The organism is Pseudoalteromonas rhizosphaerae, assembly GCF_902498845.1.
Lineage (GTDB): Bacteria > Pseudomonadota > Gammaproteobacteria > Enterobacterales > Alteromonadaceae > Pseudoalteromonas > Pseudoalteromonas rhizosphaerae.
In genome coordinates this window covers 196,345-208,805 of record NZ_CABVLM010000007.1, presented here as the reverse complement: position 1 = coordinate 208,805, position 12,461 = coordinate 196,345, and the positions used below count along the sequence as shown (strand labels likewise).

Below are 12,461 nucleotides of genomic sequence, written 5' to 3'. Positions count from 1 at the left end.
GAAGATAATGTCAGATAATAAAGAGTACCTTGCAAAAAGACAGTTAAAACGAGGCTCTGCGGGATGGATTTTATTGGCGGGATTAGGAGTGTCGTATGTTATTTCTGGGGATTTTGCTGGTTGGAATTTTGGTATTGCAGAAGCTGGTTGGGGAGGCTTTGCTGTCGCCACAGTATTAATGGCGGTGATGTATTTAACTTTGGTTTTGTCATTAGCAGAAATGTCGGCGGCCATTCCGGCATCGGGTGGTGGCTATAGTTTTGCGCGTCAGGCAATGGGCCCTGCTGGTGGTTATTTGACTGGCTTGGCCGTGTTAATCGAGTATGCATTAGCACCCGCTGCGATTGTTATTTTTATTGGCTCGGCGGTCGAAGCGCTACTGGGTTTTAATGGTCCATGGGTGTATGCGCTGTTCTATATTGTGTTTATCAGTATTCATTTAGCGGGAGTGGGTGAAGCGTTAAAAGTGATGATGGTGATAAGTGGCTTAGCGGTTTTTGCCATTATAGCCACTGCGATCGCATTATTTACACATTTTGATGTGTCGCGATTGTTTGATATTGCCATCACCGATGCTGCTGGAGCCTCCGAGTTTTTGCCCTTTGGTTGGTATGGCGTGTGGGCTGCATTGCCGTTTGCAATGTGGTTATTTTTAGCCGTTGAAGGCGTACCATTAGCGGCAGAAGAAGCCAAAGATCCAGCTAAAGACGTGCCAAAAGGAATTATAGGTGCAATGTTGTTTTTATTGTTTACTGCTCTGTTAGTCGTAGTATTGATCCCTGGTGCCGGTGGTGCCAGCGCAATGGGGTCTAGTGCCGTGCCGTTAGTTGATGCGCTAAACGTAACAGGGAATGCAAGCTTAGCAACACTCGTTAACATATTAGGTTTAGCGGGTTTAGTGGCGTCGTTTTTCTCGATTATCTATGGGTATAGTCGGTTAGTGTTTGCGCTCTCTAGAGCGGGCTACTTTCCAAAAAGTTTGTCGGTTACAACTTCACGAAAAGTGCCGGCACGTGCCTTAATTGTGCCGGGTATTTTTGGCTTCTTAGCATCATTAAGTGGTGAAGGTGATTTAATGCTGGCGATGGCCGTGGTAGGCGCTACGGTTTCGTATGCATTGATGGCATTGAGCCATATTTTACTGCGTATTAAACAGCCTGAACTCGCACGACCTTATAAAACGCCAGGTGGCATGATAACCTCAGCAATTGCGCTGGTCTTATCTTTGGTGGCTTTAACTGGGGTATACGCGTTTGATCCTCGTGCATTCTTGTTTACTGTGGTGTTATTTGTGATCGGAGCGATTTATTACTTTGCATACAGTAGTAAGCACTTAGTCGCACACAGTGCCGATGAAGAGTTTGCTATGTTGGCTGAAGCTGAAGCTGCTTTAAGTGCAAAATAGCGATAGTTTAATGTTATTAATAGGCCGTTTGCACGGCCTATTAATAATGCAATTAACCAAGGCGGGTCACGTTTATTTTTATACGCCCAGCATTAGCGCCATAAAAACGCACCAAATCATTTGCAAAAGGCGTAAATTCTCCTGAGTGAGTCATTTTAAATTCACCCCCATCGGCAATCTCAAAAGCATCATTATCGCTATGGGCAATAGCACCAATTAAGGCAAACCAGTTTGCATGTGGTAAACGACGAAAGGGTTCGAGCAATGCCATGGGGATCTCTTTTACACCCAACTGTAGGTTATCTCGGTGCCAACCTTGTGGCCCACATTTTACGCCATCGTCATACCAAAGTTGTTCTGGGTAAGGGCTAAAGCGATAAGTAGCTCCTTGTTCAAGCATTAGTCCTGTTGCATTGTATTGCTCTGCGGCATAAACCAACACATCTTGGCTTTGGCCAATTTGTAACACTGACATGTTTTGATTTTTTAAAGCTATATGGGCAGACAAACCGTTAAAACTAAGCGTAGTTTGATCTGCATACAGCAGTTGATAACTAAGGTTTTTTAAAGACTCGGGACGATAACTGGTTAATTGATTGATACGTGTAGCAACACTGTGGTGGATAATGGGTAACAGCTTACTTTGTTCGTCATCAACCAGCACGGTACATTCACGATCAATCAGTTTAAATAAAGGATTAAACCAAAAATAATTCTGTTGATGGCTTAACGCGAGAGGATCTGGGGTGATGGTCATATCATCTTGGGCGATAAAACTGTTTTGATCCGCAGGAAATAACGATGAATACTCGATTGCTTGACTAGTTAAAAAGGATAAAGCCACAGGCAGTTCAAGTAACCACTCCATTGCAAAGCGTAAGCAAATATCCGCCAGCCCATCTCGATAATAGCCACCACCGATATCGGAATGCGCGCCTGCAAACCATATTTCATGTACATTGTTTTGATGATTTATAAGGGTAGGTTCAAAAGCTCGACGCTTTTCATCCAGTGCCACACAATGCAGAGCCTGATTTATGTTGGTCGCTAAAGTATGGTTTTCAAAAATAACATGCTCAGCGCCTCGGGTGGCCTTGGTGACTTTGGATAAACCAATGGATGCCACAGTATCAAATACGCATAAATAAACGTTATTATCTATGAGCGGCTCTAAGCACTTTGCAAAACGTCGTGCTAACGCAGCGCCGCGACTAAAGCCGGTGAGTAACAATGTATCGCCAGTTTTGTAGTAGCGTTTAAAATCATTTATAGCATGATTTAAAATACTGGCAACATCGTCATCGCGTGGTGCGAAAGATTGATTGAGGAATCGCTTTAAACGACTTCCTTGAGTTCCAATACCTTGGTAATAGAAGCTAAGTTGATTAGTAAAAGGAGTAACGGGTTCGTTATTTAACTGGCCACCCATTAATAAATGAAGTTTGAGAATATTCGAAATGCTTGCATCTTCCTTAAAATGCGCAGAGCTGAACTGCTCAGCATCACGTGGCTCACTACCTGTGCCATCAAAGTTGAAAATCAGCGTTTTCGCGGTCATAGCATCATTCCTTTATGTGGTTTTTTATAACTTACAGGTAAATTATTTAAATTTGAAGACAATCCACTCAAATATGCAATAAGGATTTTTGTTATTTATTTTAGGCAATACTTTTTTATAGATTGAAAATAATATAGTCAAATGTAGTCTAAGCTTAAACAGTTGAAGCTCTGGTTTAGTAACAAAGTTCAAGTTGCCATTAAACCTTAGGTTAAATAGTTAAGTTACGCAGATTTGCCTAGAGCAAATGTATTATTGTGTATCTTTAGGTAGGCATGATAAAAGGTATCGTGTTGCTATGACTAAATTTTTTATTATTTTGCTGTTATGCATACAAAGTACTGCTGCGCTTTCTAATTCAATAACACAGCCTTTAGTAGGATCTCATAATGAATGGCCTCCCTACATATTTGCTGATGGAACGGGTATGACTACTGAGCTTGTACGTGCTGCATTTTTTAGCCAGAAGATTGCATTCGATATTAAAATAGCGCCATTTAGTCGTGCAATGCGAATGTTAGAAAATAATGAAATAGATTTGATCCCTGCATTATGGTGGACAGAAAATCGTGCTAAAACAATTTTATTTAGCCAGCCCTACTTTACTAATGAACTTAGCATAATTAGTAATACTAAGTCGCAGCTTGATTATCAAGGCCCTCACAGCCTAGAAAGCTTAACAATCAGTACAATTAGAGGTTACGGATATCATGAGTATTTACAGTCTATTGATAGGCTTACAATCGTTCCTTTACTTAATGTCCATAGTTGTCTTGAGCATGTAAAAAAGCATCGCGCTGATATTGCTCTGGTTGATAAATATGCAGCATGGTTCGAAATGAAAAATAATGGTTACTCAACAGAGCTAACAATTTGGCAACCAGCTTTAATTAAGCACCCTCTTCATATAGGGATCAGTAAAGAGCATCCCGATGCTGAATATATAATAACCTCCTTCAACAAAGGGCTAGAGCAAATAAAGCGCTCAGGTGAATATGATGAAATATTAGCCCGTTACGAACATCTAGCCTCAGCACAGCCAGAGTAACTAATAAAAAAAATAAAGACACCCACTTAAATAAATAAAGACACCCACCTAATAAATGGCGATTGTAGTAATTCAAACTTAAATGACACCCATAATAATGACTATATTTGCAGTATTACCATGAGGAACTAGTATTTTATAAGGAACGTGATATCTGAGGTATTTATGGCTACTGCAAGAAATCGACAAATCAGTTTAACGGACACTCGTTACTATCATTGTATATCACGATGTGTAAGACGTGCCTATTTGTGTGGTGTGGATGAATATACGGGTCAATGTTATGAACACCGCAGAAAATGGGTTGAAGATAAGCTAATGAGTTTGGCATCTCTCTTTTTTATAGATGTGTGCGCTTATGCAGTAATGAGTAATCATACTCATATTGTAGTGTACGTAGATAGTAAAAAGGCGGAAAGAGTAAATGATAGAGCAGTTGCAATTCGCTGGCATAAAGCCTTTAAAGGTTCTGAATTAACACGACGTTTTGCTAAAGGTGAAAAGCTAGCGTCTTTTGAGATGAAAATAGTTACAGATAATATTGCGCAATATCGTTCAAGGTTAATGGATATTAGCTGGTTCATGCGCTCTTTAAATGAATATATAGCGCGAAAAGCAAATAAAGAAGATGACTGTAAGGGGCGATTTTGGGAGGGACGGTTCAAATCCCAAGCCTTACTTGATGAAGCCGCATTATTAGCATGTATGGCGTATGTTGATTTAAACCCAGTTCGTGCAGGTATTGCTGACAAACCAGAAAATTCAGATTTTACGAGTGTCAAAAAGCGTATTATTTCGATCGCAGCAGGTAAACAGCCCAAATCATTACAACGTTTTTCAGGAATGGCAACACAGCATATGGTGAAAGGTTTACCTTTTGAGCTAACTTCCTACCTTTCTCTTGTTGATGCGACTGGGCGCTGTATTCGTCCTGATAAAATAGGTTATATAGCCGCCGATCTAACCCCTTTGCTTGAAAGGTTGCAAATAACCCCCGAAAACTGGTTGAAAGTTACCAGCAAATTTACCACCTTTTTTCACGGTGCTGTTGGAAGACCTGAGTCGTTAAATATGTTTTGTGAACATCAACACTTTAAGCGACGAACGAATCTAACGAATTGCGAAAAATTACTAGCGTGATAACGTAGCCAATAATACATAACTTGTTAATTCAGGTTTTTTTGACGCCTAAAAATGCAAACGCCTGATATTTATCTGCCATTTGTATAAAAGTCCTTTTTGAAAATAACTACGGTTTTTAATTGTTTCGTTTATTGCCCTAACCTGGATGTTTGTAATTTCATTTTTATTTAGAATGGGTGTCATTGCAATTTTTATCATTGCAATTTTTTGATGGGTGTCTTTTTTATTTACCTTCAATCCATTGTTTTAAAATGTAAGTTTGCATTTTTTTTAGATATATATGGATGGGTGTCAATTTTAATTTCATTGTTTTTAGATATATATAGATGGGTGTCATTATAATTTCTAGATCGGTGTCATTTTTTATTTTATTTCTAGGTGTGTAAGTGAAGCGGCTGCTCCACTTACTCTTGTTAGTTGCTTAATGTAATTTCATCTTTGGTCTAACGACCCGGAGCACTTTTTCGCTGATCCATAATGCAAAGGTTTTGGCGCTGCCGTGGATAGCGCGTTGATGCATGCGATAGAGCGAAATATACATAAAGCGGGCTATCTTGCCTTCAATAAAAAAGCTATTACTAGTGAGGTTGCCCATTAAGCTCCCCACGGTACTGTAGCGTGACAAATTGACGAGCGAACCATGATCGCTGTATTCAAAGCTAGTTAACGGCTGTTGGCGTAGTGTCGCAATTAGGTTTTTTTCAACACATTGTGCCATTTGATGGGCTGATTGCGCACGAGGCGGTACTAATTTGCCATCTTTTTGTGTAAACGCGCAACAGTCACCTAATACAAAAATGGTGTCATCGCTATTACTTTGCAAATAGTCGTTCACCATGATTTGGTTATTACGAGTTAGTTCAAAAACCCCGAGATCTTTTATAAAATCGGGGGCTTTTACACCCGCTGCCCATACCATAATGTCGGCATCGATCTGTTCATCATCTTTAGTGATGAATCCTTGATTTGTTGCCTGCTTTACTTGGGTGTTTTCTCGAACGTTAACACCAAGTTTTAGTAGCTCTCTTTTCGCTGAGTTTGCTATACGCTCTGGTAGGGCGGGTAAAATACGCGGGCCTGCTTCGATTAAGTGAATGTGTAAGCGCTTTGCCGACATATTTGTCAAACCATAAAGTTTTAATAAGTCAGAAACATGATACAGCTCAGCTGAGAGTTCAACGCCTGTTGCGCCACCGCCAACAATGGCAATATTTAATGCATGCTGTGGGTCGTCGTCTTGATGTAGCCGAGTAAAGTTATCGAGTAGCGCGTGCTGAAAGCGTTCAGCTTGTTGGTTTGAATCAAGATAAAAACAATGTTCTTTAATACCGGGTGTATTGAAGTCGTTACTGACGCTGCCGATGGCAATCACCAAGTAGTCATAATGAACGGTGCGTTGTGGTAAAATTTGATGGCCAAGTTCGTCATTAAAGGCACTGAGTGTGATGGTTTTATTAGCGTTATCAAGGTTGCAAAAAGTGCCAAGTTGAAAGTTATAATGGTGTTTTGCTGCGTGTGCTGAGTAAACTACCCCATCTAAATCGGCATCTATAGAACCCGTTGCCACTTCGTGCAGCAAAGGTTTCCAAATATGGGTGCGATTTTTATCAATTAATAGAATGTCGGCGTGTTTTTTCTTCCCTAGTTTATGCCCTAATTGCGTTGCGAGCTCAAGGCCGCCGGCACCGCCACCGATGATCACGATTTTAGGATGTGTGGTTATCATTTCATTGCCCTCAAAAGAATTATACCTAAATGCTCTTATGATGAAACGAATAGAACACTTAGGTATTGAGCAGAACAAAAATGTTCAAAATACCTTTTCAAGCAACGCATTTATAATGCGCCTTTTCCCACGATTTGTCAGTAAAATTTAATAGGAACAAATAGATAAGCCAAGAAAATAAAGCAAAAAAAAGTTACCATGGCAAACATTGCATTTTCAAACTATGATTTCCTTTATTAGGGAATATGAATAAAGGGAAATATTATGAGCGGATCGATACTTTCTTCACTTGAGCAACACTTTGGGTTTAGTCAATTTCGCCAAGGTCAGCAGCAAACCATAGAGCAACTGCTAAATAACCAATCATCATTGGCAATTTTTCCCACTGGATCTGGTAAGTCATTGTGTTATCAGTTAACTGCACTGCATTTACCTAATCTAACGCTGGTTGTTTCGCCATTACTTGCGCTGATGAAAGACCAAATTGGTTTTTTAAATAACAAGGGAATTTATGCCGCAAGCCTTGATTCAAGCCAAACTACAGAGCAAAGTCACACAGTAATGAGCGATGTGCGTGCCGGTAAAGTGAAAATCTTAATGGTGTCAGTAGAACGTTTTAAAAACGAGCGATTTCGCGAATTTATTAATCAAGTGGCTATTTCAATGCTGGTGGTTGACGAAGCTCACTGTATTTCCGAATGGGGCCATAATTTTAGGCCTGATTATTTAAAACTGCCGCGCTATCGTGATGAGCTCAATATTCCCTTGGTATTATTATTAACGGCCACCGCTACTAAAAAAGTAAAGCGTGATATGAGTGAACGTTTTGCAATAGCGCCAGAATGCATTGTACAAACTGGGTTTTATCGGGCTAATTTAGACTTATCGATACTCAGCGTGAAAAGCGCTGATAAAGCAATTACATTGGCTAATATTGTGCGCGAGCAAACGGGCCCAGGGATTGTATATGTGACCTTACAACATAGTGCAGAGCAAGTCGCTGAAGCGCTTAGCCGCCAAGGCTTACACGCTGTGGCTTATCATGCTGGGCTTGAAGATACCCTGCGTTATGGTATACAAGATGATTTTATGGCGGGTAAAATTAATGTCGTAGTGGCCACGATTGCGTTTGGTATGGGGGTTGATAAATCAGATATCCGTTTTGTAATTCATTATGATTTACCAAAGTCGATTGAAAACTACAGCCAAGAAATTGGTCGTGCAGGGAGAGACGGGCAACCATCGCAGTGTTTTACATTGGCTAATTTAGATGGCTTAAACACGGTTGAAAACTTTGTTTATGGCGATACCCCAGAACTTAGCGGTATTGAGCATGTGATCAACGATATTCGCCAACACCAAAGCGATCACTCAAAAGAAAGTCAACAGTGGGAAATGCAAGAATACAGCCTTTCAAGTGATAGTAATATTCGCCAATTAGCGCTTAAAACCTTGTTAGTACAATTGGAAATGCAAGGTGCAATAACACCACTTTATGCTTATTACGCCGACTTTAAATATAAGTTTTTGGTTGATAAAGCCGCTTTACTTGGTCACTTTGATGCTGATAGACAAGCATTTTTACAGTTAATATTTAGCCATACCCAGTTTAAAAAAATCTGGGGCACACTAAATTTTGACACGCTTACCCAAGCTGCTCAGGTGGATCGCAAACGCGTTGTTGCAGCGCTTGATTATTTAGCAGAGAAGAATTTAATAGCACTTGAAACAAAGCGAATCACCCAAGTCTATCAAGTACATAATGAGGTAATTAATAACCCTGAGCTGGCTAAGCAATTACACAGCTATTTTGTTGATAAAGAGCAAGCTGAAATTAAGCGTATTGCGGCACTTATTCGCTTTTTCGAGCTTAAAACATGTTTGAGCTATAACCTTGCTCGTTATTTTGACGACCATCAAGCGCCTCAGCAATGCGGCCATTGCTCAGTATGTAGAGGCCAAGCTGTAACACTTGAATATTCACTCGCTCATAGCTTTGCTAACGATGCTGTAATTTATCAAAAGGTTGATGAGTTACTTAGTCACCTCGCCAGTAAAGGTATACATAATATAGGTATTGAAACCCAATGCCGCTTTTTAGCGGGAATGAGCGTACCGTTATTTGCGCGTAACAAAGTGCGTCAACTCAGTGGTTTTGGTTTGTGTGAGCAGCAGCGTTACAGTGAAATAAAAACGAAATTACTGGCGCGTTAAATTCACTCAGGTATGCTAGGGGCTTATTCTTAAAAGTAAGCCTTTATGCCCCAGATTGTTCACCCCGATGAAACCGTCATTGCAGTAAAAAATATTACATCAGCCCCTGAGCCGGTTACTTGTGCTAATTGCCAAGCATGTTGTTGTCAGTTAGAAGTGCGTATAGTGACCGACACTGGCGTGCCGTTTCATTATATTGAATATGATAAATGGGGCAGCGAAGTGATGAAACGCGCCGATGATGGTTGGTGCCAAGCACTCGACCGCAATACCTTATTGTGTTCAATCTACGAAAACCGCCCGTTAGTATGCCGCGAATTTGAAATGGCATCGGACGAGTGCATCACCGAGCGTGACCTTGCAGGGATCTGATGGTTGCTTTAGCAGTAGATTACTAAGTGATTGAATCATAATCGCTATTCGGCTATGGTTGGTAACTCAACAATAGCATTAAACAATCATGCATAAATTAATCACTATTGTGTCAGTTACTTTTCTTAGCTTTATTATATGGGTCATATACCAAGCTAATACGGGGCAACATAGTATTTTCTTTGAGCTTGTTAGAAGTATCCCTTATGGCGATAAAGTAGGGCACTTTTGTTTATTTGGTTTGCTTACTCTAGGTGCTAATTTTGCGTTTAAGCTAAAATCATATTCAGTATTGTCATGCAATTTGTATATTGGTTCGAGCGTCGTGTTTCTATTCGTTTTATTGGAAGAGCTAAGCCAATACTTCATACCTAGTAGAACCTTAGACATCGCTGATCTACTTGCTGATGCTTTTGGTATCCTCACTTTTAGTTTGATAACCAAGCTGATAAATAAAGGTTCGCGATGACGAGTTTTGTTAGCTTACATTAGTTGATTACTGCAAATGAACAGCTTTTTCTCCTGCATAGCAAGCGCTGGTTTGAAGGTTTTTTTGTCGTTAGTTTATTAATGTATCGATAGTTAAATTTTATTCAATTCAATTCAGAACCATTAACCAACCTCATATTCGTTATGCAAGCTCTTAAACCATCATGGTTAATTTTTGGCTGTATTCCATAAATTAACAATGGGTGTCTTTGTTATTTTCCAATCAATTTTTAGTTTACACATTACGAAATTAAGATGGGTGTCTGCGTTATTATCTTTATGCAAGCTCTTAAACCATCATGGTTAATTTTTGGCTGTATTCCATAAATTAACAATGGGTGTCTGCGTTATTATCTGTGTTTTTAACCTATGAAAATCGTCTGTTAGTATGTGGCGAATTTTAAATGGCATCAAGCGAGTACGTCACTGAGCGAGCATTAGCTGGGATTTAGTTTGAGATTCTCCCAGCTCTGCTATTTAGCCAATCGATAATTGTGCGCTTGGATACCTTAGTTTCCTACTGCGAGGACTCGCTAAAAAGTAGGCAATGGTTAAGGGGCCAATCCTTCCCATAAACATTAAAAACATAATGATAAATTCGCCCAGCGGAGAAAGAGAAGCAGTTAAACCCCGCGACAACCCTACAGTGCCAAGTGCAGACACAGCCTCAAAGGCGACATCTAAAAAAGGCGCATCTTCAACAATCAGTAAAGTAAAAATAGCCAGCCATGTTATACCCGCTGAAACAAGGGTTAAAGCCAGTGCTTTATAAACAGATTCTTTGTCGATTTCTCGGCGTAACACAGTAACGCCTTTATCGCGGCGTAAGTAGCTGTAAGTTGCTAAAATCAACACCACAAAAGTCACTACTTTTATACCACTTGCGGTACTGAGTGAGCCGCCACCAATAAACATTAACATCATTGTTAATGCGGTACTGGCATTTCTCAGCTCTTCTATAGCAATGGTATTAAATCCAGCCGTACGCGGTGTTACGGCTTGAAACCAAGCAGCTAGCCATTTACCGACTTCTGACAAGGGTTGCAGTGTTTTTGGATTGTCATATTCAATAACGTAAATCAGTACCAGCGCTACAATATTGATGATAACCGTGCTGATCAGCATTAACTTACTATAGGTGCTAAGGGCTGCCCAACGTTTTGATTTATAAACATCCATGAGTACGGTAAAACCTAGGCCACCGATAATAAACAAACCAGTAATGGTAAGATTGATCACAGGATCGTCAACATACTGCATTAGGCTGTTGGGGCTAAGCGCAAATCCCGCATTATTAAATGCACTAATGGTATAAAACAACGCATGGAAAAAGCTGGTTTGTAAGCCCAGCTCAGGGAGCCAGTACAGCGTTAAAATAACAACACCGAGTGACTCAACAATGATGGCAAAAAGCAACACTGATTTTGCCGTACTCAAAAGTGTTGATGTATCTGTTTGATTAAAAGCTGCTTTAGTTACTGTTTTTTGAATAAAGCCAACTTTGTTACCCAATGCCAGCAAGGTTACCACTGCAAATGTCATCAAACCCAAGCCACCAAGTTGAATTAATAGCGCGATCACCCCTTGGCCAAAAGGGGTAAATGCGGAGCCTGTGTCTACCACAACTAATCCGGTGACGGTTACCGCCGATGTTGCAGTAAAGGCACTTTGTATCCACGAAATAGGTTCATTGGTGGCAAAAGGCAGCTTTAATGCTAAAGCCCCTAGTGCGATTAATATCAAAAAGCTGCAGCATAAAATAAGCGGCGGTGCCGCATTGATTTTTTTATGCCCACTGACTTTGCGCTCAATAGGCGTTTTGAGAGGGTGCCATAAAACCATGGTTATAACAGCCTTGGCGCTAGATAGTTTAATTCGACTCGGCTACCTGATAGCAGTAAGGTGTCGTGGGTATGTAACTCAAAGTCGTCATCAAGCTTGACAAACGTTTGCTTGGCGCGCTTTACCAATAGAGGGTCTACAGTGCCTTTTATTTCTCTGAGTAGATGCCCTAGTTTTGTTTTATGTAGGTGAGCTTTTACACTTACTTCAACAACGTATAAACCATTACCTAAGGAAATATAATCATTCACTATTGGGTAGTTTAGCGCTTGTGCAACGCGCACTCCCATTTCTTCTTCTGGGTGAATAATACGCGTGACACCCAACTTTGATATAATTGTATGATGCGCTTTGGTGCTGGCTTTAACCCATATTTGTTTAACCGCTAAATTTTTTAGTGCTAAGGTACACAATATGCTGGACTGCATATCTTCACCAATCGCGACTAATACTGCTTCACTATTTGCTAAATCGAGCTCCTTTAGCGCCGCTTCATCCGTTGAATCGCATACCACTGTCTCTGATAAGTGCTCAACATACTTTTCGGCGAGTTTTGGGTTGCTATCAACGCCAGTCACTGTGTGCCCTAAATGGATCAACTCAAGACTTGCTGCAATGCCAAAGCGGCCTAAACCAATAACTGTAAAATGTGCCATATTATTCC

General features: G+C 40.4%; 10 protein-coding genes. 6 read left to right on the top strand and 4 right to left on the bottom strand.

Annotation, left to right across the window (positions count from 1 at the left end; genetic code table 11):
* The first annotated feature begins 7 nt into the window (after positions 1-7).
* Positions 8-1,405: an ethanolamine permease gene (gene eat / locus PSR9079_RS12825; protein ID WP_218939782.1), complete on the top strand. Its 1,398-nt coding sequence runs from the start codon at positions 8-10 to the stop codon at positions 1,403-1,405.
* A gap of 52 nt (positions 1,406-1,457) precedes the next feature.
* On the opposite strand, the gene PSR9079_RS12820 is transcribed toward eat, so the two are convergent.
* Positions 1,458-2,963, bottom strand: coding sequence for a phospholipase effector Tle1 domain-containing protein (locus tag PSR9079_RS12820; protein ID WP_149981949.1), 1,506 nt, complete (start codon positions 2,961-2,963; stop codon positions 1,458-1,460).
* Positions 2,964-3,261: 298 nt separating this feature from the next.
* Here PSR9079_RS12820 and PSR9079_RS12815 point away from each other — a divergent pair, with 298 nt between their 5' ends.
* Together PSR9079_RS12815 and PSR9079_RS12810 are read left to right on the top strand one after the other, a co-directional pair.
* Positions 3,262-4,011 carry a substrate-binding periplasmic protein gene (locus tag PSR9079_RS12815; RefSeq protein WP_179959184.1) on the top strand — a complete coding sequence of 250 codons (750 nt, stop codon included), beginning with the start codon at positions 3,262-3,264 and terminating at the stop codon, positions 4,009-4,011.
* A gap of 165 nt (positions 4,012-4,176) precedes the next feature.
* The gene (locus PSR9079_RS12810) at positions 4,177-5,151 is read left to right on the top strand and encodes a transposase (protein WP_149981947.1); all 975 of its coding nucleotides are present in this window, start codon (positions 4,177-4,179) and stop codon (positions 5,149-5,151) included.
* Between the two features lie 424 nt (positions 5,152-5,575).
* Here the strand turns inward: PSR9079_RS12810 and PSR9079_RS12805 are convergent, their stop codons facing one another.
* The gene (locus PSR9079_RS12805; RefSeq protein WP_149981946.1) at positions 5,576-6,880 is read right to left on the bottom strand and encodes an NAD(P)/FAD-dependent oxidoreductase; all 1,305 of its coding nucleotides are present in this window, start codon (positions 6,878-6,880) and stop codon (positions 5,576-5,578) included.
* A gap of 264 nt (positions 6,881-7,144) precedes the next feature.
* Between PSR9079_RS12805 and PSR9079_RS12800 the strand changes: the two genes are divergently transcribed.
* From PSR9079_RS12800 to PSR9079_RS12790, 3 genes are all read left to right on the top strand, one after another.
* Complete coding sequence (locus PSR9079_RS12800; protein WP_149981945.1) at positions 7,145-9,094, top strand: RecQ family ATP-dependent DNA helicase; 1,950 nt, start codon at positions 7,145-7,147, stop codon at positions 9,092-9,094.
* Positions 9,095-9,139: 45 nt separating this feature from the next.
* On the top strand, positions 9,140-9,466 hold the full coding sequence (locus tag PSR9079_RS12795; RefSeq protein WP_149981944.1) for a YkgJ family cysteine cluster protein: 327 nt from the start codon (positions 9,140-9,142) through the stop codon (positions 9,464-9,466).
* 88 nt (positions 9,467-9,554) lie between these two features.
* Positions 9,555-9,935, top strand: a complete 381-nt coding sequence (locus tag PSR9079_RS12790; protein ID WP_149981943.1) for a VanZ family protein — start codon at positions 9,555-9,557, stop codon at positions 9,933-9,935.
* Between the two features lie 497 nt (positions 9,936-10,432).
* On the opposite strand, the gene PSR9079_RS12785 is transcribed toward PSR9079_RS12790, so the two are convergent.
* On the bottom strand, positions 10,433-11,797 hold the full coding sequence (locus tag PSR9079_RS12785) for a TrkH family potassium uptake protein (protein WP_149981942.1): 1,365 nt from the start codon (positions 11,795-11,797) through the stop codon (positions 10,433-10,435).
* Positions 11,798-11,799: 2 nt separating this feature from the next.
* A complete protein-coding gene (locus PSR9079_RS12780; protein ID WP_149981941.1) occupies positions 11,800-12,453 on the bottom strand; it encodes a potassium channel family protein in 654 nt (217 codons plus the stop codon).
* Positions 12,454-12,461: the final 8 nt, after the last annotated feature.